Source organism: Streptomyces sp. NPDC053665 (assembly GCF_055585285.1).
Genome location: NZ_JBVJKK010000004.1, coordinates 291,787 through 317,397 on the forward strand (window position 1 = coordinate 291,787; position 25,611 = coordinate 317,397).

The 25,611-nt window shown below is 74.4% G+C and carries 9 protein-coding genes; 8 read left to right on the forward strand and 1 reads right to left on the reverse strand.

What is annotated here, in order from left to right; genetic code table 11:
- Positions 1 to 204: 204 nt before the first annotated feature.
- The gene (locus ACZ6ZN_RS18520; RefSeq protein WP_398107979.1) at positions 205 to 402 is read right to left on the reverse strand and encodes a hypothetical protein; all 198 of its coding nucleotides are present in this window, start codon (positions 400 to 402) and stop codon (positions 205 to 207) included.
- A 520-nt stretch (positions 403 to 922) separates the two neighbouring features.
- Here ACZ6ZN_RS18520 and ACZ6ZN_RS18525 point away from each other — a divergent pair.
- The 8 genes from ACZ6ZN_RS18525 (at position 923) to ACZ6ZN_RS18560 (ending at position 25,480) form a co-directional block, all read left to right on the forward strand.
- Positions 923 to 2,227: a helix-turn-helix domain-containing protein gene (locus ACZ6ZN_RS18525; protein WP_469647471.1), complete on the forward strand. Its 1,305-nt coding sequence runs from the start codon at positions 923 to 925 to the stop codon at positions 2,225 to 2,227.
- Between the two features lie 129 nt (positions 2,228 to 2,356).
- The gene (locus ACZ6ZN_RS18530) at positions 2,357 to 8,743 is read left to right on the forward strand and encodes an amino acid adenylation domain-containing protein (RefSeq protein WP_469647473.1); all 6,387 of its coding nucleotides are present in this window, start codon (positions 2,357 to 2,359) and stop codon (positions 8,741 to 8,743) included.
- An 11-nt stretch (positions 8,744 to 8,754) separates the two neighbouring features.
- Positions 8,755 to 9,543 carry a thioesterase II family protein gene (locus tag ACZ6ZN_RS18535; RefSeq protein WP_469647476.1) on the forward strand — a complete coding sequence of 263 codons (789 nt, stop codon included), beginning with the start codon at positions 8,755 to 8,757 and terminating at the stop codon, positions 9,541 to 9,543.
- Positions 9,544 to 9,613: 70 nt separating this feature from the next.
- Entirely contained in the window at positions 9,614 to 10,660 is a 1,047-nt protein-coding gene (locus ACZ6ZN_RS18540) for a TauD/TfdA family dioxygenase (protein WP_469647478.1), read from the forward strand.
- 8 nt (positions 10,661 to 10,668) lie between these two features.
- Entirely contained in the window at positions 10,669 to 12,522 is a 1,854-nt protein-coding gene (locus tag ACZ6ZN_RS18545) for a non-ribosomal peptide synthetase (RefSeq protein ID WP_469647480.1), read from the forward strand.
- Between the two features lie 11 nt (positions 12,523 to 12,533).
- A complete protein-coding gene (locus ACZ6ZN_RS18550) occupies positions 12,534 to 17,894 on the forward strand; it encodes a condensation domain-containing protein (protein WP_469648033.1) in 5,361 nt (1,786 codons plus the stop codon).
- Positions 17,895 to 18,164: 270 nt separating this feature from the next.
- On the forward strand, positions 18,165 to 25,277 hold the full coding sequence (locus ACZ6ZN_RS18555; protein ID WP_469647482.1) for an amino acid adenylation domain-containing protein: 7,113 nt from the start codon (positions 18,165 to 18,167) through the stop codon (positions 25,275 to 25,277).
- Positions 25,274 to 25,480, forward strand: coding sequence for an MbtH family protein (locus ACZ6ZN_RS18560; RefSeq protein WP_398107971.1), 207 nt, complete (start codon positions 25,274 to 25,276; stop codon positions 25,478 to 25,480). The genes ACZ6ZN_RS18555 and ACZ6ZN_RS18560 overlap by 4 nt, the downstream gene beginning before the upstream one ends.
- Positions 25,481 to 25,611: the final 131 nt, after the last annotated feature.

Here is a 25,611-nt window from a genome sequence, read left to right on the forward strand (position 1 = left end):
GTCCCTGCGGTGCCTGCGGTGCCTGCGGTGCCTGCGGTGCCTGCGGTCCCTGCGGTCCCTGCGGTCCCTGCGGTCCCTGCGGTCCCTGCGGTGCCTGCGGTGCCTGCGGTGCCTGCGGTTGCTGCGGTGGCTGTAGTGCCTGTACTGCCTGCGGGGCTGCGGTGATCAGGCGCAGCACCGGTTTCCGGGGCCGGGCCGACGCGGTCAGTCCCACGGGTTGGTGTCACCGGACGCGGTGGGCGACGGGGTGGTGGCCTGCGGCGTTGTCACGCCGGTCGTGCCGGCCGTTCCGGAGGTGGTGACGGCCGGGCCGTCGGCCTGTGCGATCTGCGCGCCGAGCAGCGTGGCTCCGGCGACGGCGACGGTGACGAGGGCGGCGCGGAGAGCAGGAGCGACAGTCATGATCGGTGTCCTTCCGGTAGGGCGTCCCCGGCTTCCCGGGGCGCTTCCTTCTTCGTGGGCACCACGCTAGGAACGACCGGAATCCCGGCACCGCCCCCGCCCTTATCGCCGCGCTATCACGCCCCGCTGTGTGGCGGGGACAGCCGGTGATAGCGGGGCGGCGGAGGGACGCCCGCCGCACGATGTCGGCGGGATAGTGCCCTGCGGACGATGGAGAACGGGAACCGGGCCGCGCCGTCCCGTCCCGTCATCGACCACCGTCCTCACCGGGAGCGTCACCATGGACACCCTCGCCACCCGCGCCGCCCGAACCGCCGGCCCCGCCGCCACCGTGCCCGCCCGCCAGGTCGGGACTTTCGGCCGGCCGCACCTCGCCTCCGTCGCCCCCTCCGCGTCCTCCGCCCTCTCCACACCCGCCGGTCCGGCCGGAGACTTCACGTTCCCCGGGGCCGCCTCCGGCCCCGCGACTGCCGCCGTCACTCCGGCTGCGCCTGCCCCGGGGACCACACCGATAGGTGCGTTGATCCGCGCGCACCGCCTGCGCATCGGGCTCACGCAGCGGGAACTCGCCGATCTGTCCACGATCAGCGTCCGGGCCATCCGGGACCTGGAGCAGGGCAAGGCGAGACGGCCCCGCTCCGGCACCGTCCAGCTGGTGGCGGACGCGCTGCGGCTCGGTCCGCGTGCCCGGGCCGCCCTGGAGGAGGCGGCCCAGCGGGGCCGGGGCATCGGTCCGGGCCCGCAGGAGCCGACGGCGCCGCCGACCGCCCCGCACGCGATGGTGGCACGCGAAGGCGAAACGCAGATACTGGCATCGGAGTTGGCGGAGTCGGGGACGGAACGGCTGGTCAACGTCGTCGGGCTGACCGGCGTCGGCAAGACCCGGCTGGCCCTGGCGGTGGCCGAACGACTGCACGGTGCGGGCCTGCCCGTGCTCTGGCACGCCTTCCCCGGCCACCGCGGCGAGTACCTGGCGCCCGGGGACACCACTCTCACCGCCACCCTCGCGGCCCTGGCGGCCGAGCTGTTCGCGCCCCACGCCCCCGGCGACGGGACGCCGGCCGTCGCCGCACTGGCCGAACTGGTCGGTGAGGCACCGGCGTTGCTCGTGCTGGACGGCGCTCCGGCCTCACCCCCCGGAGCCGACCGGCTGACCGCGCTCCTGCGCGGTTGCCCGGGGCTGCGGCTGCTCGTGACGTCCGACGCGCCGTGGGGCGTGCCCGGTGAGCGCATCTTCCTGCTGTCCCCGCTGGACGTTCCGGGCGACGGCGCCGGGGCGAGCGACTCCCCGGCCGTCCGGCTCTTCCTCGACCACGTGCGCCGGGCCCGGCCCGACCGCGCGGCCGGACCGGCGGACGTGGAACAGGCCACCGCCGTCTGCCGTCTGCTGGACGGCCATCCCGGGGCGCTCCTCGCGGCCGCGTCCTGGCTGGTGGTGTACGACCTGGCGACCCTGTGCGGCTGCCTGGCCGCGGACACCGCCGCACTGCTCGACCACCTCGACCCGACGGGCGGTGCGGGCGACTTCCGTACCCGACTCCGCGACCGTCTGGAGCGGTTGCAGGCCGGGCCCCGCGCCCTGCTGGACGCCCTGTGCACGCCGACGGCCACCGACGGCGGCGTCCCGGGCCGGGGTCATGAGCTGAGCGACCTCACCAGGCTCACCGGTCTGAGTCCCGCCGAGTGCGGCCGGTTCCTGCGCGAACTGCTGCTCAGCGGCACGGTGAGCGCGGCGTACCGGGACGGCGCCTCCCGCTTCCACGTCCTGGGCATGGTCCGCGCCGTCCTCGCACAGCCTGCCGCGGCAACTGCCGCCGCCCACTGACCTGCTCCCGTATTGCCGGGCCAACTGCCGCTCCCGGGCGCCCGCCACGGCTTGTATGGCATCCGGCCGCCACGACGGTCCGGGCAGTCACCCCTCTCCAGCAGCCCCACGACTCCGAGGAGCACCCCCATGTCCCCGACCGCGTCGGAACAGGGCACCGCGTACGGGCCCTCCACTGTGCGGCTGCCCCTGTCGGCGGCGCAGCGTGACATCTGGATGGCGCACGGGCTCGACACCTCCGGCTGCCGCTACAACATCGGGGAGTACCGCGAACTCACCGGGCCGCTCGACACCGGCCTGCTGGCCTGCTGCTGGTACCGGCTCGCCTGCGAGGCCGACGCGCTGCGCATCCGAGGCGTCGGCTCCGGCGACGATGGCACACCGTGGCAGGAGATACAGGCCAAGCCACTCGGACGCGGCCTGCGCATCGTCGACCTGAGCGACGAGGACGACCCGGTGGCGGCGGCCCGCGCCTGGATGGACGCCGAACTCGCCCGCCCCTTCGACCTGGCGCACGACTGGCTCACCCGCCACGCCCTGATCCGCGCCGGCTGCACCGACGCGGGGGAGGAGCGCTGGTTCTACTTCCACGCCTTCCACCACCTGGCCATCGACGGCATGGGCATCGCCCTGCTCGACGAGCGGCTGGTCGAGCTGTACGACCGTGCGGCCGCGGGACAACCATGGGGGGAGACACCCTTCGGCAGCCTCGAGGAACTGCTCGCCGAGGACACGGCGTACCACGCCTCCCCGGAAGCCGCCGAGGACCGGGCGCACTGGGCCGCGCAGCTGGCCGGTGTCGAGCCCGTCCCCCGGCTCGCCGAGGGCCACACCGCGACCGTACGGCCCGGAGCGCTGCCGTTCACCCGGCGCACCGTCCTCCTCGGCGCCGAGCGGTCCGACCGGCTGAAGGGGGTCGCCCGCAGCCACCGGGCGCCCTGGACGATGCTGGTCCTCGCCCTGGTCGCGGCCTACGTGCACCGGGTCGGCGGGGCCGACGCACCCGTGCTGGGGCTGCCGGTGACGAGCCGGCGCACCGAACTGGCCCGCAGCACCCCCGGCATGATGTCGAACGTCATCCCGCTGCGGGTGCCGGTACGCGCCGACGACTCGCTCACCGACCTGCTCACGACGGTCCGGGCACAGGCCCGCGAGGGCCTGAAGCACCAGCGGACCCGCTACGAGGACGTCTGCCGCGACCTGGGCCTCGGCGAAGCGGCCCGGCGGATCGCGTCCCCCCAGGTCAACATCATGGCGTTCGCGCCCGGCAAGCGCTTCTTCGGCCTGCCGACCGTCCAGCACAACCTCGGCAACGGCCCGGTGGAGGACCTGGCGGTCGGCGTGTACGACCTGGGGCCCGAACTCGGCCTGCGGATCGACTTCGACGCCTCACCCGAGGTCTGCGACATCGCGGCGGTGGCCGGACACCAGGACCGCTTCGTCAAGTTCGCGGAACGCCTCCTGGCGGAGCCCGGACTCACGCTGTCCCGGACGGAGGTCCTGGGCACCGGTGAACGGCAGAGGGTGCTGGGGGAGTGGGCCGGCCGGTCGGTGGGGTATGGCGGGGAGCCGGTGTTGACGGCCGGGTTCGAGGAGCGGGTGCGGTCGCGGCCGGATGCGGTGGCGGTCGTCTTCGGTGACGAGTGCCTTTCGTACGGGGAGTTGAACGGTCGGGCGAATCGGCTGGCCCGGCATCTGCGGGGGTTGGGGTTGGGGCGTGGTGATCTGGCGGGTGTGTTGCTGGATCGGGGTGTGGACTTCGCCGTGGCGGTGGTCGCGGTGGTGAAGGCGGGTGCGGGGTATGTGCTGCTGGATCCGGAGTTCCCGGACGAGCGGCTGCGCTGCACGGCCGAGGAAGCCGGACTGCATGTCCTGATCACCGACTCCACGCACGACGGCCGGGTGGTCGGCAGTGGCCCGCCGGTGCTGGTCGATCGAGAGCGCGAGTCGATCGCCGCGCACGGCCGGGACGATCTCGATGTGGCCCTGGCGGGTGAGGACGCGGCGTGTGTGATGTTCACGTCGGGGTCGACGGGGCGTCCGAAGGGGATCGTGTCCTCGCATCGGAATCTGGTGTCGACGGTGACGGCGCAGTCGTATGCGGTGTTCGGTGCGGGTGAGGTGTTCCTGCAGTGTTCGCCGGTGTCGTGGGACGCCTTCAGTCTGGAGTTCTGGGGTGCGTTGCTGCACGGTGGTGCGACGGTTCTGCAGCCCGGTCAGCGGCCGGAGCCGGCGCTGGTGGCGGAGTTGGCCGTCCAACGTCGGGTGACGATGCTTCAGTTGTCGTCGAGCTTGTTCAACTATCTGGTCGATGAGCATCCGGACGCGTTCGCGTCGGCGCGGATCGTGTTCACCGGGGGTGAGCCGGCCTCGCCCACGCACATCGCCCGTCTGCACCGGTCGCATCCGCGGGTGACGGTGACCAACGGCTATGGCCCGGCCGAGTCGATGGGCTTCACCACCACCCACACCGTGGAGCGTGGGTCCGACATGGGGACGAGCATCTCCATCGGCCGTCCGGTGGTCAACAAGTTCGCCTACGTGCTGGACGAGGCTCTGCGTCCTGTTCCGCCGGGTGTGACGGGGGAGTTGTATCTCGCCGGTGAGGGTGTGGCGCACGGCTATCTGGCCCAGTCCGCCGTCACCGCGGTCCGTTTCGTGCCCAACCCCTACGGTCCGGTGGGCAGTCGCTGCTACCGCACGGGTGACCGGGCCTACTGGGACGGCGAGGGGAAGCTGCACTACGCGGGTCGCAGTGACGGGCAGGTCAAGATCCGGGGTTTCCGGATCGAGCCGACCGAGATCGAGACCGTACTGACCGGCCACCCCCACATCTCTCAGGCCGTGCTCCTGGCCACCGACCACCTCACCGCCTACGTGACGGCCGCCCCGGGCGCTTCCGTCACACCCGTTGCCCTGCGCGCCTGGCTGCGCGAGCGGTTGCCCGAGCACATGGTCCCCGCCCACTTCGTCCTGCTGGAGCGGCTGCCGCTCACCCCCAACGGGAAGATCGACAAACGTGCGCTGCCACCGGTGGAAGCCCCGCTGACCTCCCACGGCCGGGCCCCCCGCACCGCACTCGAAGAGCTGGTACGCGACATGACCAGCGAGGTGCTCGGCTCGGCGGCACCGCTGCCGATCGACGACAGCTTCTTCGACCACGGCGGCCACTCCCTGCTCGCCGCCCGCCTCACCCACCGCATCGCCGCCACCTTCGGCGTGACGCTCACCCTGCGCGACGTCTTCCAGCACCCCACCCCCGCCGCTCTCGCCCGGCGGATCACGGAAGCCACCGGCCGCCCGGCGCTCCCCGCGCTCACGCCAGCGGCCGTGCGCCCCGAGCGGCTCCCACTGTCCAGCGCGCAGCAACGGCTGTGGCTGGTGGCCGGACTGAACGGACCCGACACGGCCTACAACGTGCCCCTGGCCGTCCGGTTGAGCGGAGGCGAGGTGGACGCCGCAGCCCTACGAGCGGCAGTCGGCGACCTCGTGCGGCGGCACGCGCCGCTGCGGACCCGCTTCGCGACCGCGGAGGGACAGCCGTACCAGCTCGTCACGCCGGCCGACGAAGCCGCGGACGGCGTCCACGTCCAGGTGCGTGAGGTGGCGCCGGACGAGGTCGAGGCCGAGCTGCACGCAGCGGCCGGGCACGCCTTCGACCTGGCCACCGAGCACCCGCTGCGGGTGACACTCCTGCGCGAGGGCGACGACCGGGCCACCCTGCTCCTCCTGCTGCACCACATCGCCACCGACGGCCAGTCCCTGCGCCCCCTGTTCGCCGATCTGTCCGCCGCCTACACGGCCCGGGCGGCCGGCCGCGCCCCCGACTGGGAGCCCCTGCCCCTCGACTACGCCGACTACGCGCTGTGGCAACGCACTGCCTTCGACGACGAGTTGCTGGACGAGCAACTGGCGTACTGGCGCACGGCGCTCGCCGACCTCCCCGACGAACTGCCTCTGGTGACGGACCGGCCACGGCCGGCGGTCGCCGGGCGGCGCGGCGACGCCCTCCGGGTGGACTTCGGCCGGGACCTCCACAAACGGGTCCTCGAACTGGCCCGTGCCGAGAGGTGCACCCCGTTCATGGTGCTCCAGGCCGCACTGGCCGCGACACTGACGCGGCTGGGCGCCGGAACCGACATCCCCCTCGGCTCCCCGGTCGCGGGCCGTCCCGACGAGGCGCTCACGGAACTGGTGGGCTTCTTCGTGAACACGGTGGTGCTGCGCACCGACACGTCGGGCGACCCGGAGTTCCGGGACCTGCTCGCCCGCGTGCGGACCGCCGACCTGGACGCCTTCACCCACCAGGACGCTCCGTTCGACCTCGTCCTGGAGGCGGTGAACCCGGCGCGCTCCCTGGCCCGGCACCCCCTGTTCCAGATCTGCCTGACGCTGGAGTCCGGCCCGCCCGTCCTCCCCGACCTCCCCGGGATCCAGGCCGCTCCCGCCCAGCCGCCGGCCACCGGCTCGGTCAAGTTCGACCTGGAGTTCCTGCTGACCGCCGACGACAGCACCGGCCTGTCGGGAACCGTGCTCTACAGCTCCGACCTCTACGACCGCTCGACCGTCGAACGGATGGTGGAGGCCCTGCGCCGCCTGCTGGAACACGCGGTGACCGCGCCGGGGACCCCTCTGTCCCACCTGGAGATCCTCGGCAGCGCTGAGCGCCGACGGGTGCTGGGGGAGTGGGCCGGCCGGTCGGTGGGGTATGGCGGGGAGCCGGTGCTGACGGCCCGGTTCGAGGAGCGGGTGCGGTCGCGGCCGGATGCGGTGGCGGTCGTCTTCGGTGACGAGTGCCTTTCGTACGGGGAGTTGAACGCTCGGGCGAATCGGCTGGCCCGGCATCTGCGGGGGTTGGGGTTGGGGCGTGGTGATCTGGCGGGTGTGTTGCTGGATCGGGGTGTGGACTTCGCCGTGGCGGTGGTCGCGGTGGTGAAGGCGGGTGCGGGGTATGTGCTGCTGGATCCGGAGTTCCCGGACGAGCGGTTGCGCGGCACGGCCGAGGAAGCCGGACTGCGTGTCCTGATCACCGATGCGGGCCGGCAACGCCGCGGCATCGACGGTCCGTGGCGCGAGGTACTGGTCGACGAGGAACGAGCGGTCCTCGCCGCCCACGGCGGAGAAGACCTCCAACTCACGCTGACGGGTGAGGACGCGGCGTGTGTGATGTTCACGTCGGGGTCGACGGGGCGTCCGAAGGGGATCGTGTCCTCGCACCGGAACCTGGTGTCGACGGTGACGGCGCAGTCGTATGCGGTGTTCGGTGCGGGTGAGGTGTTCCTGCAGTGTTCGCCGGTGTCGTGGGACGCCTTCAGTCTGGAGTTCTGGGGTGCGTTGCTGCACAGTGGCGCGACGGTTCTGCAGCCCGGTCAGCGGCCGGAGCCGGCGCTGGTGGCGGAGTTGGCGGTGCGGCATCGGGTGACGATGCTTCAGTTGTCGTCGAGCTTGTTCAACTATCTGGTCGACGAGCATCCGGACGCGTTCGCGTCGGCGCGGATCGTGTTCACCGGGGGTGAGCCGGCCTCGCCCACGCACATCGCCCGTCTGCACCGGTGGCATCCGTGGGTGACGGTGACCAACGGCTATGGCCCGGCCGAGTCGATGGGCTTCACCACCACCCACACGGTCGACCGCACACGCGAGTTGGGTGTGAGTGTGTCCATCGGCCGTCCGGTGTCCAACAAGTTCGCCTACGTGCTGGACGAGGCTCTGCGTCCTGTTCCGCCGGGTGTGACGGGTGAGTTGTATCTGGCGGGTGAGGGGATCGCGCACGGGTATCTGGCCCAGTCCGCCGTCACCGCGGCTCGTTTCGTGCCCAATCCCTTCGGTCCTGTGGGCAGTCGCTGCTACCGCACGGGTGACCGGGCGTACTGGGACGGCGAGGGGAAGCTGCACTACGCGGGCCGCAGTGACGGTCAGGTCAAGATCCGGGGTTTCCGGATCGAGCCGACCGAGATCGAGACCGTACTGACCGGCCACCCCCACATCTCCCAGGCCGTGCTCCTGGCCACCGACCACCTCACCGCCTACGTGGTGCCCACCACCGCCCCCGGCCCCGAGCCGCAGGAGATCCGCCGCTGGCTGCGGGAACGGCTGCCCGACCACATGGTCCCGGCGTTCGTGGTCACCCTGGACCGGCTGCCCCTCACCCCCAACGGGAAGATCGACAAACGGGCGCTGCCCGCCGTCCAGGCACCTCGGACGGCCGGGGACGGGCGGGCCCCCCGTACCCCGCTCGAGTCGACCGTGCTCGGCCTCTTCGCCGAAGTCCTGCCCGTCACCGAGGCGTTGACGATCGACGACAGCTTCTTCGACCACGGCGGCCACTCCCTGCTCGCCGCCCGCCTCACCCACCGCATCGCCACCGCCCTCGGCGTCACGCTCACCCTGCGCGACGTCTTCCAGCACCCCACCCCGGCCGCCCTGGCCGAGCACATCGAGTCCACGCCGGCGTCCGGCGCCGCTGCACCCAAGCGGGTCCGGCCCACCCTCCGCCGCCGCACCGACGACCAGTAACGGAGCCCTCCATGACCGACCACACCGCACTGACCGCCGCCCCCGACGACGTCGTCTGGGACCTGCCCGGTGACGGCCCGCAGCGCACCACGCTGCTGGTCCTGCCGCACGCCGGCGGCAACGCCCACGCCTACGCCGGCTGGCGCGAGCACCTGCCCGCCGACGTGCGGCTGCTGATCGGCCAGTACCCGGGGCGCGGTGCCCGCTACGCCGAGGACCTGCCGCGTGACATCGCCGACCTGGCCGGCCCGGTGGCCGCCTGCCTGCCCGCCGGGGCCACCGACGACCTCGTCGTGCTGGGACACAGCATGGGGTCCCTGGTCGCCTTCGAGGTGGTGCGGCTGCTCCAGACGTCCGGCCGTACGCCGCGGGCCCTGGTCGCCTCCGCGTGCCGGGCGCCGTTCCTCGCCAACCCGGCCGTCGTCCACCCCGAGCGGCTGGACGACGACCAGCTCGTGGCCGCCATCAAGGCACGCGGTGGCACCGACGACGGCATCCTCGACGACCCGGAGCTGCGGGAGATCGTCATTCCCTCCATCCGCGCCGACTTCGCCATCGACGACGTCTACCGCTGCCCCGTCGCCGAGGCCCGCGTCGAGTGCCCGGTGACGGTGATCGGCGGCGACGCCGACCCCGTCGCCCCCGCGGCCTCCCTCGGCCGCTGGGCCGAGGTCACCGGCCGGGCGTTCACCCAGCACGTCCTGCCGGGCGGGCACTTCTACTTCCAGGACCAGCTGCCGCGGTTCTTCTCCGTGCTGTCCTCCGTGGTCGGCGGCCGGATCACCGCCTCGGCCGCCTGACCGCCCGCGGCCCGCCCCTTCCCGTTTTCACCCTTCACCTTCCTTCTCCCCGACCTCCCAAGGACTCCTCATGACCATCCACGCAGACGCCCCGGCTCTTCCCGCGACGGCTCCGATCACCCCGGTCCGCGAACCCGGCAAGCCCGTCGTCGTGCACGTCCCGCCCGCCGCGAGACTCGACGAGGCGGTCGCCTGGCTGACGGCCCACCGCGAGCAGATCCAGGCCGAACTGCACCGCTCCGGCGCCGTCCTGCTGCGCGGCCTGCCCGTGCGGGACGCCGCGAGCTTCGCCGCCGCCCGTGACGCGCTGATCTCGCAGCGGGCCGGTTACAAGGAGAAGGCCACCCCGCGCACCGACTTCGGCGAGGGCGTCTTCTCCTCCACGGATCTGCCCGCCGTCCAGCCCATCCGGCTGCACAACGAGAACAGCTACACCCTCGACTTCCCCGGCGTGCTGCTGTTCGGCTGCGTCACCGCACCCGAGGAGGGCGGCGCCACCACGGTCGGCGACATGCGGGAGGCACTGCGGCTGCTCCCGCCGGACCTGGTCGCCCGGTTCGAGCGGATGGGCTGGCTGCTGGTGCGCAACTACTCGGAGCTCGCCGGGCTGCCCTGGTACAAGACCTTCGCCACCGAGGACAAGGCCGTCGCCGAGGCGTACTGCACGCAGAACACCGTCGGCTTCGAGTGGCTGGACGACGACGCGCTCGTGACCCGCCAGCGCCGCTCCGCCATCATCACCCACCCGGTGACGGGCGAGCGCAGCTGGTTCAACCACTTCGCGTTCTGGAACAGCCGCACGCTCGACCCGGACGTCCGCGAGGTGCTGGTGGAGACGTACGGCGAGGACGGCCTGCCCTTCAACACCTACCTCGGTGACGGCAGCCGCCTCACCGACGAGGAGGTCGACGCCGTCAACGCCGTCTACGACCGGGTGACGGTCCGCGAGACCTGGCAGGAGGGCGACCTCATGCTCGTGGACAACCTTCTGTGCGCCCACGGCCGGGAGGCGTTCAAGGGCGACCGCAAGATCCTCGTCGCCATGGGCGAGCCGATCGCCCTCGCCGACTGCGCCCCCACGACCGAGCCCGCCACGACCGCCTTCACCGGAGAGTGACCGCCGCCATGACCGCCGTCCTGCCCGAGCGCCCCGCCACCGCCACCGCTACCGCCACCGTCCCGGACACCGGCGGGCACACCGCCTCCTCCGTGACCGACCTGCTGGACCGTCTGGCCCAGGCGCCCGCCGACCGAACCGCCGTGGTCGCCGCCGACCGCGAGCTGACCTTCGCCGGGCTGCGCGCCGAGGCCATGCGGATCGCAGGCCGGCTCGCCGCCCGCGGCATCGGCCCGGAGAGCGTCGTCGCCCTGGCCCTGCCGCGCGGCGCCGATCTGGTGACCGCGCTGATCGGCACCCTCACCGCGGGTGCCGCGTACCTTCCGGTCGACCCCAGGCTCCCGGCCGAGCGGCGCCGCTACCTGGTGGAGGACTCCCGCGCCGACCTGGTCGTCACCGCCGACGGCACCGGCGCCCCGACCCCGGGCACCCCCCATGTCACCGTCGGTGAACTGACCGCACCGAACGGGGCCGGAGACGCGCCGTACCGCCCCGCGCCCGTCCCCGGCGACGCTCTGGCGTACGTCATCTACACCTCCGGCTCCACCGGCCGGCCCAAGGGCGTCGAGATCGGCCGCGCCGCGGCGTCCACGCTCCTGGCCGAACTGGAGTCCGAGGGCATCGCGGGCCCGGGCGCCGGCCGGGTCGGCTGGAACGCCTCACCGTCGTTCGACGCCTCGGTGCAGCAGTGGGTCCGCCTGTGCCGCGGGGACACCCTGGTGATGATCGACGACGAGACACGTGCCGACCCGGCGCTGCTGGCCCGATGCGTCGACGAGCAGGCCCTGACCGCGCTGGACATCACCCCCGCGCACGCCGAACCGCTGCTGGACCTGCTGACCGCCGACGGCGGGCCGCGCCCCCTGACCCTGCTCGTCGGCGGCGAGGCGATCAGCCCCGCCCTGTGGCGGCGGATCGGCGAGCAGACCGAGGCCGGCGTGCTGCGCGCGGTCAACCTGTACGGTCCGACCGAATGCACCGTGGACGCGACGGCGGGCTGGATCGACGGTGCCGACGCGCCGCACATCGGCACGGTGCTGCCGGGCCTGCGCGGACGGGTGCTGGACGATGCCCTGCGCCCGGTCCCGCCCGGCGGCCGCGGCGAGCTGTACCTGGCGGGCCCGCGCGTGGGCCGGGGCTACCGGCACCGCCCGGCCCTGACGGCCGAGCGCTACGTCGCCGACCCGGACGGTTCCGGATCCCGCATGTACCGCACGGGCGATCTCGTACGGCTGCTGCCCGACGGCCGGCTGGCCTGCCTCGGGCGGGCCGACGGGCAGGTCAAGCTGCGCGGCCACCGCATCGAACTGCCGGAGATCGAGGCGGCCCTGGCCGCCCACGCCCAGGTCGCCGAGGCCGTGGTCGTCCTGCGCGACGACGTCAACGGCGCCCCCGGCCTCGTGGCCTACCACCGGCCGCACGACCCGGCGGCCGGTCCCGCGGACACCACGGTGCTGCGCGCCCACCTGACGGCGACATTGCCCGCGTACATGGTCCCGGCGGCATTCGTGGCCGTGGAGCGCTTCCCGACCACCACCCAGGGCAAGCTGGACCGGTCCGTGCTGCCCGCCCCCGCCGCGCAGAAGGCCCCGGCCGACGCGTCCGGGCCCGCTCTGTCGCGCTCCCAGGCGCTGATCGCCGGGGTCTGGTCCACCGTGCTCGGCGCCCCCCGCATCGGACCGGACGACAACTTCTTCAAGCTGGGCGGACACTCCCTGCTCGCGATCAAGCTGGTCTCGCGGGTCCGGGCCGAACTCGGCGTCGCCCTGCCCGTGAAGGCCGTCTACGCCAACCCCCGGCTGCGCGACCTCGCCGCCCACATCGACACGCTCGTCGCCGCCGCGCCGGGCCAGGACGCGTAAGGACCATGACCGTGATCCCGCTGTCGTTCGCCCAGCGCCGGCTGTGGTTCCTGGGCCGCCTGCACGGGCCCTCCGCGGCCTACAACGCACCCGTCGTGCTCCACCTGGACGGTGTGCCGGACCCCGAGGCCCTGCGGGCCGCCCTGGCCGACGTCGTGGAGCGGCACGAGGTGCTGCGGACGGTCCTGGCGGCCGGCCCCGACGGCGAGCCGTACCAGCAGGTGCGGCCGGCCTCCGCCGTGGAAGCCCTGGCCGTCGAGGACTGCGCACCCGGCGAACGCGACGCGGCCGTGGCCGCGTTCGTCCGGCAGCCGATCGACATCACCGCCCGGCCACCGCTGCTCGCCCGGCTGTTCCGGACCGGTGACGGGACCACGGACGCCCGCCCGTCCACGGACACCTCCAGCGCCACGGACACCCCCAGAGCCACGGGCACCTCCGTGCTCGTGCTGCTCCTCCACCACGTCGCCACCGACGGTTGGTCCGTACGGCCCCTGCTGCGCGACCTGGCGGCGGCCTACGCCGCCCGGAGCGGGGGCCGGACGCCGGACTGGCAGCCGCTGCCCGTCCAGTACCGGGACTACACGCTGTGGCAGCACGAGCTGCTGGGCGACCCGGCCGACCCGGGCAGCCTGGCCGCCGAGCAACTGGCGTACTGGCGTGCCGCGTTGGACGGAGCGCCGGCCGTGCTCGACCTGCCCGCCGACCGGCCCCGCCCGGTCGAGCCGTCCGGCCGCGGGGCCACCGTCAGCGGCCGGCTGGACGCGGCCGCCCACGGCGGACTGCTGGCCCTGGCCCGTGGCCGGCGCGCGACCCTGACGATGGTGGCCCGGGCCGCTCTGGCGGCGACGCTGGCGGCGGCCGGGGCCGGCGACGACGTCGTCATCGGGACGCCCGTCGCGGGCCGCCCGGAGGAGGACCTCCACGAGCTCGTCGGCTTCTTCGTCAACTCCCTCGCCCTGCGCACCGATCTGTCGGGCGACCCCACCGTGTCCGAGCTCGTCGACCGGGTCCGCGACACCGACCTGGCCGCCTACGAGCACCAGGACCTGCCCTTCGACGTGCTCGTGGAGCACCTGGCCCCGGAACGGGCCCTCGGCCACCACCCGTTCTTCCAGGTGATGCTGACCGTGGCCGCCGACGGCACCGGACCGGGCCCGGTCCCGCTCGCCGGCGGGCTCACCGGACGCACCGCCGACACCGGTCTGGACGCGGCCAAGTTCGACCTGACCTGGTACTGCGCGGAGCGCCACACCGAGGACGGCCGCCCGGACGGCGTCGACGTGGCCCTGACCTACGCCGAGGACCTGTTCGACGCGGACACCGCCCGGCTGCTGCTCGACGCCTACCTGACGGCCCTGGCCGCCTGCGCCGCCGACCCGCTGCGGCCCATCGCCGAGCTCCGGCTGCTCGGCGCCGGGGAACACCAGCAGCTCCGGCGCCGACCGGCCCGCACCGGGCACACCGCGGGTACCGAGTCCGCTCCCGCCGCCGTACGGGCCGACGTCCTCACCCCGCGCGAGGAGATCCTCTGCGGCCTGTTCGCCGAGGTGCTCGGCCGGGAGACGGTCGCCGCGGACGCCAACTTCTTCCGCAACGGCGGCCACTCGCTGCTCGCGGGCAAGCTGGTCAACCGCGTCCGCGGGGCGCTCGGCACCGAGGTGGGCATCCGCGACCTCTTCCTCGCCCCGACCCCGGCCGCACTGCACCGGCGGCTGGCGGAAGCCGCCCGGACCACCCACGCCGGCGACCGGCCGGAGCTGACCGCCGTACCCGCCGGGGAACGGCCCGCCCGGCTGCCGCTGTCGGCCGCACAGCGCGCCCTGTGGCTGCTCGGCCGTATCGAGGGTGCCTCCGCCGCCTACAACGCGCCGCTGGTGCTGCGCCTCGACGGGGTGCCCGACCGGCGGGCGCTCGCCGCCGCGCTGGCCGACGTGCGCGCCCGGCACGAGGTGTTGCGCACCGTGTACGGATCCGAGGACGGCGAGCCCCACCAGCGCGTGGTGCCCGCCGACCGGATCCCGGACGCGGTGCAGTGGGAGGAGTGCCCGCCCGGCGAACTGGACGACCGGGTGGCCGCGTTCGGCCGTTCCGTCCTGGACCTGGCGACCGAAGGGCCCCTGCGGGCGCGGGTGTTCCTGCCCGGCGACGGCACCTCCGTCCTCGTGCTGCTCGTGCATCACATCGCGACCGACGGCTGGTCCCTGGCCCCGCTCACCCGCGACCTGGGCGAGGCCTACGCGGCTCGCCTCGCGGGCCGCGCACCGCTCTGGCGGGCCCTGCCCGTGCAGTACGCCGACTTCGCCCTGTGGCAGCGCGACCTGCTGGCCGGACCGGCCCGCAAGCGGCTGCTGGCCTTCTGGGAGCAGGCCCTGGCCGGCCTGCCGGCGCGCGCGGACCTGCCGTACGACCGCCCGCGGCCCGTCGAGCCGTCGGGACGCGGAGCGGCCGTGACCGCGGTCCTGGACGCGGACGCGCACCGGGCCCTCACCGCACTCGCGCGGGAGCACCGGGCCAGCCTCTTCATGGTGGTCAGGGCCGCTCTGGCGGCCACCCTGCACGCCGTCGGCGCGGGCACGGACCTGGCGGTGGGGACCCCGGTGGCCGGCCGCTCCCACCAGGACCTGCACGACCTGGTCGGCTGCTTCGTCAACTCCCTCGTCCTGCGCGCCGACCTGTCGGGGGACCCCACCACCGCCGATCTGGTAGACCGGGTCCGCGACGCCGACCTGGCCGCCTTCGACCACCAGGACCTGCCCTTCGACCTGCTTGTGGAGCAACTCGCCGAGCCGGGACGGGCGCTGGGGGAGCACCCCTTCTTCCAGGTGATGCTCACCGTGCAGGAGACCGCCGCCGAACGGGCCGGACTCGGCGCGCTCACCGCCACCGCCACGAGCACCGACCTGGGCGCCGCCAAGTTCGACCTGTCGTTCCACTGCGCCGTGCGCCGCACGGCGGACGGCGGCCCCGCCGGTGTGGACCTCCACCTCGGATACGCGTCGGACCTGTTCGAGGCGGACACCGCCCGGCTGCTGCTGGACGTGTTCACCCGCTCGCTGCGGGCCGTCGCCACCGACGCCACCGTGCGGCTGTCGGAACTCGGGCTGGTGACGGCCGAGGAGGACCGGGCGCTGACCGCCCGGCGCGAACGGCTCGCGGCGGCCATCGTGCGACGGCCCGCCGAGGACGCCGGCGCAGCAGCCCCGCACGCCCCGCGCGTCGAGATCCTCGCCGGGCTCTTCGCCACCGCACTGGGACGTGACACGTTCGCCGCCGACGCCAACTTCTTCAAGTCCGGCGGGCATTCGCTGCTGGCCAGCAAGCTGGTCAACCGCGTCCGGCGGGTGCTCGGCGTCGACCTGGGCATCCGCGACCTGTTCCTCGCGCCGACCCCGCTCGCCCTGCACCGGCGGCTGGCGGAGACAGGAGCGGACCGGGCGGCCTCCCGGCCCGGGCCCGTGGCCCTCCCCGCCGACCGGCGCCCCGCGCGGCTGCCGCTGTCGTACGCCCAGCGCCGGCTGTGGTTCGTCGACCAGATGGAAGGACCCTCGGCCACCTACAACATCGCCCTGGTACGGCGGCTGGAACGGCCGCTGGACCCGATGGCGCTGGCCGACGCGCTCGCGGACGTCGCCGAACGGCACGAGGTGCTGCGCACCGTCTACGGCAGCGAGGGCGGCGAGCCCTACCAGCAGGTGCTGGACGGGGCCCGCCCGCACCTCGAGCTGGCCCGGCCCGCCGATCTGAGCGCGGCCGTCGACGCCGCCGCCGCGCACGTCTTCGACCTGGCGCGGGACATCCCCCTGCGGGCGTGGCTGCTCCATCCGCAGGGCGACGGCCCGCAGACCCTCGTCCTGCTGCTGCACCACATCGCCGCCGACGGCTGGTCCACCGGCCCGCTGCTGGCGGACCTGGCGGCCGCGTACGAGGCGCGGGCGGGCGGACGGGCGCCGGACCGGCCCGCGCTGCCGCTGCAGTACGCCGACTACACCCTGTGGCAGCGACGACTGCTCGGGGACGGCGGCGCCGACCGCGAACTGCGCTTCTGGCAGGACACGCTGGCGGATCTGCCGCCGCTGACCGACCTGCCGACGGACCGGCCCCGGCCGGCCCTGCCGTCCGGACGCGGCGCGCTGACCGCCTTCACCGTGCCCGCCGCCACGCACCGGGCCCTGGTGCGGACCGCGCGGGCCCGGGGAGCCACCCTGTTCATGGCGGTGCAGGCGGCGCTGGCGGCCTGCCTGACCCGCCTGGGCGCGGGCACCGACCTGGCGGTGGGCACGAGCGTGGCGGGACGCGGCGACGAGGCGCTGTCCGGCCTGGTCGGCTTCTTCGTCAACACGCTCGTGCTGCGCACCGACACCTCCGGCGACCCCGCCTTCACCACTCTGCTGGAACGGGTGCGCGACGCGGACCTGGCGGCCTACGACCACCAGGACCTCCCCTTCGACCGGCTGGTGGAGCACCTCAACCCGCACCGCTCCACCGCCCACCACCCCCTGGTGCAGGTGATGCTCCAGGTGAATGCCGGGCCCGGGCAGGACGCCGCGCCGTCCGGCCCGCTGGCCGGCACCGAACTGCCCCACACCTCGGGGACCGCCAAGTCCGACCTCACCTTCGCGCTGACGGAGCAGCCGGACGGTTCCCTGGCGGGCGTGCTGGAGTACGCCACGGACCTGTACGGGCGGCCCGGCGCCACCCGGCTCACCGATCTGCTGACGAGGGCACTGGAGCTGTACGCGGCCGACCCGGACGCGCGCGTCGGAGACCTCACCGCTCCGGCCGACCGGCGCGGCGAGAGGAGGCCCGTGGTGAACGGCTACCGGATCGACGTGGAGCATGTGGCGGCCGTCCTGGCCGCGCACCCGGCGGTGCGCGAGGCCCGGGCGCAGGTGGCCGGCCGGCGGGTCACGGCCCGGGTGACGGGGGCGGGCCTCGTCGAGGGCGACGTGCAGGCCTGGGCGGCCGAGCGGCTGCCGGAGTACAGCGTGCCGGCCGTGATCACCGTCGCACACGGCGACGCCGCGGATCCGCAGGACGCCGGCCGGAACGGCCCCGACGACGCGGGCGGGCCCGGGGACACCCTGCTGACCGGTCTGCTGCGGCTGTTCGCGGAGGTGCTCGACGGGCGGGAGGTCGGCCCGGCGGACAACTTCTTCAAGGCGGGCGGTCACTCCCTGCTCGCGGTCCGCCTGGTCAACCGCGTCCGCACCGAACTGGGCCGCGAACTCACCCTGCGCGAAGTGTTCCGCCACCCCACGCCGACGAAGCTCGCCGCGTACCTGGCGGCGGCCGCCGCCACGCCCGGCCCCGCCCAGCCCCCGCCGCTGCGCCGCCGCACGCACACCGGCAGCCGGGTCAGCCGGCCGTAGCGCACGCCGGCCGAGAGGGCCTTGCGGCTACCGCCCCACCGCCCGGAGCACCCGACCGCCGTCGAGTGCTCCGGGCTTCGCCGTGCCCGGCGCCGGCGGGATGCGGGCGGCGGCAGTCGCGGCGGCAGTTCGCGCGGGCAGCGGCAGGAAACGGGCGACGAGCCGCCGGGCAGCTGCCCCGCCGACTGCCCGCCGCGGGTGCCCGCGCTGCCTAGCGTGGGAGCACGTCAGCCGGCGGCACACCCCGAACCCTCGCCTGGAGGCCCCGCGATGCCCTCGACCGTCCCCACCGCCTCCGCCGTCCTGGACGGCGGCCCGGCGCCCCGCACGGCGCCTCGCGTCCTGGACCGGATCGCCGGTCAGGACGCCGAGCGGATCGCCCTCGTGCACGGCGAACATCGCATGACCTACGGGCAGTTGGCTCTCGCCGTGGCCTTCCGCGCCGACGAGCTGGCCGACCGCGGGGCGGGGCCGGGCCGGCTGGTCGCCGTGCACCGGCCGCGCGGTGTCGACGCCATCGTGGGCCTCCTCGCCGCCCTGCGCACCGGCGCGGCCTACCTGCCGCTGGACCCCGCGGCCCCCGCCGCCCGCACCGCCGCCGTCCTCGCCGACTGCACGGGCACGGCCCTGACCTCCGTCGACGGGGAACACGTCCTGCCGGGACCCGGCGTGGACACCGACGCCGCGTACGTCATCTACACCTCGGGCTCCACCGGCACCCCGAACGGCGTGGTCGTCGGGCAGGACGCGCTCGCCGCCTTCACGGCCGCGGCCACCGGCGTCTACCGCATCACCGCGGACGACGTCGTCCTCCAGTTCGCCCCGCTGCACTTCGACGCCAGTGTCGAGGAGGTCTTCCTCACCCTGGGCGCGGGCGCCACCCTCGTCCTGCGCGACGAGGACATGCTGGACGTCCCCGGACTGCTCGCCGGTTGCGCCGCGCACGGCGTCACCGTGCTGGACCTGCCCACCGCCTACTGGCACGAGCTGGCGCACACCCTGGCCGCCGGGCTCGCCGCACTGCCGTCCACGCTGCGCACCGTGATCATCGGCGGTGAGGCGGCGCTGCCGGAGCGGGTGGCTCAGTGGTGCGCGTCCGTGGACCCCGAGCGGGTCCGGCTGCTGAACACCTACGGCCCCACCGAGACGACCGTCGTCGCCACCGTCGCCGACCTGTCCCGGTACACCGGCGGGCCGGTGCCGATCGGGACGCCGCTGCCCGGGATGCGGGCCGCGGTGGTCGACGGCGAACTGTGGCTGCTGGGCGCGCAGTTGGCCCTGGGCTACCTGGGCCGGCCCGAGCTGACGGAACGCCGCTTCGCCCGGCTCGGCACGGAACGCGCCTACCGCACCGGCGATCTGGTGCGCGTCCGCGACGACGGCCGGCTCGGATTCGACGGCCGCGCCGACGACGAGGTGAAGATCAACGGCCACCGGGTGGACCCCGCCTCCGCCGAGTCGGTGCTCTCCGGCCACACAGGGGTGCGCGAGGCCGCCGTGGTCGCCACCGAAGCCCCCGGCGGCGGCAAGCGCCTCACCGCCTTCGTGGTCACGGAGGACGGTGTGAGCCCGTCCGCGCTGCGCGAGCACACCCGCCAGGCGCTGCCCCCGGCCGCCGTGCCCACGACGTTCACCCCGGTCCGGTCACTGCCCCGCACCTCCTCCGGGAAGATCGACCGCAGGGAACTGCGCGCCCGCGCCGCCCGCACCACCGCCCCGGCCCCGGTCACGGCACCGGACCCGGCGTTCGACGTGTTCGCCGGGGAACCGCTGCCGGCCGAGGACCGGGTGCCGCTGTCGTACGCCCAGCGCCGGCTGTGGTTCCTCGCCGGGCTGGAGGGCCCGTCCACCACCTACCACCTCCCGGTCGTGCTGCGGCTCGACGAGGATCCCGACCCCGCCGCCCTGACCGCCGCCCTCGGCGACCTGGTGGCACGCCACGAGGTGCTGCGGACGGTGTACCCGGCCGTCGACGGCGAGCCCTACCAGCACGTCCTCGACGCGCCGCCGGTCCCGCTCCACGAACGCACCTGCGCGGCCGAGGACGTGGCCGCGGAGGTGACCCGCTTCACCTCGGCGACCTTCGATCTGGCAGCACAACTGCCGTTGCGCGCCGCGCTGTTGCGCACCGAGGCCACGGGGGACGGCGAGCCGGAGGCGACGCTCGTCCTGCTCACCCACCACATCGCCACCGACGGCTGGTCCGTGGGCCCCCTGCTGCACGACCTCGGCACCGCCTACGCGGCCCGCCGCGCCGGTACGGCGCCCGGCTGGGAACCGCTGCCGGTGCAGTACGCCGACTACACGCTGTGGCAGCGGGACCTGCTGGCGGACCCGGCACCGCTGCTCGCCCACTGGCGTGCCGCGCTGGACGGCATGCCGACCGTGCTCGACCTGCCCGCGGACCGCCCTCGCCCCGCCGAGCCCACCGGCGCCGGCGCCACCCTCACCGCCCGCCTCGGCGCGGACGCACTGCGGCGTCTCACCGCGCTCGGCGACGAGCACGGGGCCAGCCTGCTGATGGTGCTGCAACCCGCGCTCGCCCTGGCCCTGGCGGCCGCGGGCGCGGGGGAGGACATCGCCGTCGGCACCCCCGTCGCCGGCCGCGGCGACGAGGCCCTGGACGACCTGGTGGGCTTCTTCGTCAACACCCTGGTCCTGCGCACCGACGTGTCCGGCCCCGCCTCGTACGCCGACCTGGTGCAACGCGCCAGGGACACGGACCTCACCGCCTACGCACACCAGGACCTCCCCTTCGACCTGCTGGTGGAACACCTGGCGCCGGAGCGGTCCCTCGCGGTGAACCCGTTCTTCCAGGTGATGCTCACCGCCGAGACCGACGACGGCTCCGGCACCGGCACGCGCGGCCCGCTCGCCGGGCGCTTCACCGAACCCGGCCTGGAAGCGGCCAAGTTCGACCTCAGCGCCTCCTGCGTCGCCCGGCCCGCCGACGGCTCCCTCACCGTCTGGTGGCAGTACGCGGCCGACCTGTTCGAACCGGACACCGCCCGCCTGCTGCTGGACCTCTTCGTGCGCGCCCTGGAACGGGCCGCCGCCGATCCGCACGCCCCCGTCACCGCGCGGGAGTTGCTCACCCCCGAGGAGGCGGCCCGCGTCACCGGCCTGCGGGACCGGCTCCGGCAGACCCGGCGGGAACAGCAGGAGGCCGCACGCGCCGGCGCCGGCACCGGGCAGCCGCACGTGGAGAAGGTGCTGCGCACCCTGTTCGCCGAGGTGATCGGCCGCCCGGAGCTCGACCCGGACGACAACTTCTTCTCGGTGGGCGGGCACTCGATGTTCGGGGTGCGCCTGGTCAACCGCATCCGCGCCACCCTGGGGCTGGAGGCCCGGATCAGGGACCTCTTCCTCGCCCCCACGCCCCGCGAACTCGCGGCCCGTCTCGCCGGGCAGGCCACCGCGTCCGGCAGACCCGGACCGGCGCCCGTCCCCGCCCGGCTGCGGCCCGAGCGGGTGCCACTGTCGTACGCGCAGCGCAGGCTGTGGTTCGTGGACCAGCTGGAGGGACCGAGCCGCTCCTACACCATCCCCTTCGCGCTGCGGCTGGACCGGCCGCTCGACCCGGACGTCCTGGCCGACGCACTGGCCGACGTGGCCGGACGGCACGAGGTGCTGCGCACCGTCTACCCCGCGGTGGACGGGGAGCCGTACCAGCGGGTGCTGACGGGCGCCGCGGCCCGCCCCGTGCTCGACGTGGTGGACTGCCCCGCCGGGGCCCGGGCCGCGGCCGTCGACGAGGCGGCCGGCCACGTCTTCGACCTGGCCGCCGACCTGCCCCTGCGCGCCACGCTGCTCACCGAGGAGGGCGCCGGGCAGATCCTGGTGCTGCTCGTGCACCACATCGCCGCCGACGGCTGGTCCACCGGTCCGCTGCTGACCGACCTGGCCGCCGCCTACGCGGCGCGCAGCGCGGGTTCCGCCCCCGGCTGGGAGCCGCTGCCGGTGCAGTACACGGACTACACGCTGTGGCAACGCGACGCCCTCCGGGACGAGGCGGCCGAGGAGCACGTCGCCTTCTGGCGCGAGACCCTCGCGGGCGCCCCCGAGGTGCTCGAACCCACCCCGGCCAGGACCCGCCCGGCCGAGGCGTCCAAGCGGGGCGCGGCGGTCCCGGTCGTCCTGGACGCGGACGTGCACGCACGCCTGGAGCGGCTCGCCCTGGACCACGGGGCCACCCTGTTCATGGTCGTGCAGGCGGCGCTCGCCGCGCTGCTGACCCGGCACGGCGCCGGCACCGACCTGCCGCTGGGCACGGTGGTCGCCGGGCGCGACGACGAGACACTCGACGACCTGGTGGGGTTCTTCGTCAACACCCTCGTGCTGCGCTGCGACACCTCCGGCGACCCGCGGTTCGAGGAGCTGCTGGACCGGGTGCGCGCCACCGACCTGGCGGCCTTCGCCCACCAGGAGCTGCCCTTCGACCTGGTGGTGGAGCGGCTCAACCCGCCCCGGTCGGCCGGCCGGCACCCGCTGGTGCAGACGATCGTGCAGGTGGAACCCGCCGAAGCGGGCCCGGGGGAGGGCGGCGTGCTGGCCGGCACCCCGCTGGCCACCGAGTCGGGCTTCACCAAGTTCGACCTGACGCTGTCCCTGCGGGAGTCCCGCACGGCCGACGGCCGGGCCGCCGGTCTGGGCGGAGTCCTGGAGTACGCCACGGACCTCTACGACGCGGCGACGGCCGCCGTGCTGGCCGCCCACCTGGAGCGCATCCTGCGGTCCGTGGCGCACGACCCGGCGCAGCGGGTCACCGACCTCGTCCTGCTGTCGGCCGAGGAGGAGTTCCGGCTGCTGACGTCGTACAACGACACGGCCGCCCCGGCCGCCGGATGCGGGCTGGTGCACGAGCGGTTCGCCGCCCAGGCCCGGCGCACCCCCGACCGGATCGCCCTCTCCCACGGCGAGGAGCGGGTCACCTACGCCGAACTGGACGCCCGCGCCACCGCGCTGGCGCACACCCTGCTCGCCGCCGGGGTGCGGCGCGACGCGGCCGTCGCCGTGCTCATGGACCGGACGCCCCTGCTGCCGGTGGCGCTGCTGGCGATCCTCAAGTGCGGTGCCGCCTACGTGCCGATGGACCCCCGGCTGCCCGAGGCCCGGGTGCGCACGATGACGCAGGACACCGGCGCGAGGGTGCTCCTCACCCAGCGGGCCCACCTGGACTCGCCTGCCGTGGCGGCCGAGGCGGCGGCCGGGCTGCGGGTGCTGGCGGTGGACGGGCCCGGCGCCTTCGACCCGTCCGCTGCCGGGGACCCGGGTGTGGCGGTCGGCGAGGACGCCCTGATGTACGTGATGTTCACCTCCGGCTCCACCGGCCGGCCCAAGGGCGTCGGGGTGACCCACCGCAACGTGGTGGAGCTGGCCACCGACCGCTGCTGGAACCGCCACCACCACCGGCGCATGCTGGTGCACTCGGCCATCGGCTTCGACGCCTCCACCTACGAGCTGTGGGTACCGCTGCTGAGCGGCGGGGAGCTGGTGTTCTGCCCGGGCGACGGCACGGACCTCGCCGAGATCGACCACACCGTGCGCACCCACCGCGTCACCGCGGCCTACTTCACCATGGGCCTGTTCCACATCATGGCCGACGAGGGCCTGGACACCCTCAAGCTGCTCGATGAGGTGTGGACCGGCGGCGACGTCGCCTCCCCCCAGGCGCTCCAACGGGTCCTGACCCACTGCCCGGACACCGTCCTGGTGCACAGCTACGGACCCACCGAGACCACCTTCGCCTCCCACCACCAGCACTTCCCCGTCACCGAACGCGTCCTGCGCGGCGTGTACCTGGGCGCGGCGCTCGACAACACCCGCGTCTACGTCCTGGACGAGCGGCTGCGCCCGGTGCCCACGGGGGTGGCGGGGGAGATGTACCTCGCCGGCACCCAGGTGGCGCGCGGCTACGTCGGCCGCCCGGCACTGACCGCCGAGCGTTTCGTCGCCGACCCGTTCGGCGCGGACGGCGGCCGGATGTACCGCACCGGAGACCTGGTGTGCTGGACCGCCGACGGCGAACTGCGCTTCCTCGGCCGGGCCGACGGCCAGATCAAGCTCCGCGGCTTCCGCATCGAACCCGGCGAGATCGAGGCCACCCTGGCCCACCACCCCGGCGTCGGGCAGGCCGCGGTGGTGGTCCTCGACGACGGCCCCGGAGGCAAGCGCCTGGTCGCCTACGCCGTGCCGCGCACCGGGTACGAGCTCACCGGCCCGGACCTGCTGCGCTGGGCGGCGGACCAGCTCCCCGAGCACATGGTGCCCTCGGCGGCGGTGCTGCTCGACGCGATCCCGCTGACGGTCAACGGCAAGCCCGACCGCACGGCGCTGCCGGCCCCCGCCCCGGCGGTCCGGACCACCGGCCGGGCGCCGCGCACCCCGCGCGAGGAACTGCTGTGCGGCCTGTTCGCCGAGGTGCTCGGCGCCGAGACCGTCGGCATCGACGACAACTTCTTCACCCTGGGCGGCCACTCCCTGCTCGGCGTGCGCCTCGTCAGCCGGATGCGGGCGGTCCTCGGCCTCGAACTGGGCGTGCGGGACCTGTTCCGCACCCCGACCGTGGCAGGACTGCTGGCCGACGAACCGAACGGCTTCGACCCGATGGGCGTCCTGCTGCCGCTGCAGACCAAGGGCAGCAGACCCCCGCTGTTCTGCCTCCACCCGGGCACCGGCGTCGGCTGGACCTATGCCGGACTCACCCGCCACCTGGGCCCCGACCAGCCGCTGTACGCGGTGCAGGCGCGCGCCCTGGCCGAGCTCGGGCACGCGCCCGAGTCGGTGGAGGAGATGGTCGACGACTACCTGCCGCTGATCCGCGAGGTCCAGCCGCACGGCCCCTACCGCTTCCTCGGCTGGTCCTTCGGCGGCACCGTCGCCCACGCACTGGCGGTGCGGCTCACCGAGTTGGGGGAGCGGTGCGACCTGCTCGCGATGATGGACGTGCACCTGCTGCCCACCGAGCCGCGGCGCCGCCGCATGACGCCGGCGCAGAAGCGCGACATGCTCGTCGGCGACGCCTCGCACGAGCCCGAGGACGCCCCCTTCGACGTCGAGGCGCTCATCGGCCTGGTCCGGCTGAAGGACCCGGTGCTCGGCGCCTTCTCCGACGACGAGATCCGCTCCGTGATCGGCGCCTCCATCAACCACGCCGAAATCATGAACCTGTATGCCCCGCGCCCGGTGAAAACCGACCTGGTGTTCCTCGGCGCACTCGAAGAAGGAGAAACGGAGAACACTCTCGCGCAGCACTGGATCCCCTATATCGACGGCACCGTGGAAAACCACTTGATCGGGGTTCCCCACACCAGAATGGGAGAACCCGAACCGCTCGCCCTGATCGGCCGCATCCTTTCCGAGAAACTGAGGAGCCTGTCATGACCAACCCCTTCGACGACCCCGAGGGCACCTTCCACGTCGTGGTCAACGCCGAGGGACAGCACGCGCTGTGGCCCGTCTTCGCGGACGTTCCCGCAGGCTGGGACGGGGTGTGGGGCCCCGGCCCGCGGGCCGCCGCCCTCGAGTACGTGGAGCGGAACTGGACCGACATCCGCCCGCTGAGCCTGGTCGCGCAGTATTCCTGACATCCGCGCCCCTGATCGACCACCGGCCGCGCCCCGTGCATGCACGGGGCGCGGCCCTTTTCGCCCCCGCGCCGCCGGCGGTCTTTTCCCGCGGCTGACGGAAAAGCCGTTCTTCCCGTGATCCTGCCGCC

Coding starts and splice junctions, on each gene's coding strand:
- ACZ6ZN_RS18520 (WP_398107979.1), bottom strand. CDS start 402: ATGACTGTCGCTCCTGCTCTCCGCGCCGCCCTCGTCACCGTCGCCGTC.
- ACZ6ZN_RS18530 (WP_469647473.1), top strand. CDS start 2,357: ATGTCCCCGACCGCGTCGGAACAGGGCACCGCGTACGGGCCCTCCACT.
- ACZ6ZN_RS18535 (WP_469647476.1), top strand. CDS start 8,755: ATGACCGACCACACCGCACTGACCGCCGCCCCCGACGACGTCGTCTGG.
- ACZ6ZN_RS18540 (WP_469647478.1), top strand. CDS start 9,614: ATGACCATCCACGCAGACGCCCCGGCTCTTCCCGCGACGGCTCCGATC.
- ACZ6ZN_RS18545 (WP_469647480.1), top strand. CDS start 10,669: ATGACCGCCGTCCTGCCCGAGCGCCCCGCCACCGCCACCGCTACCGCC.
- ACZ6ZN_RS18555 (WP_469647482.1), top strand. CDS start 18,165: ATGCCCTCGACCGTCCCCACCGCCTCCGCCGTCCTGGACGGCGGCCCG.
- ACZ6ZN_RS18560 (WP_398107971.1), top strand. CDS start 25,274: ATGACCAACCCCTTCGACGACCCCGAGGGCACCTTCCACGTCGTGGTC.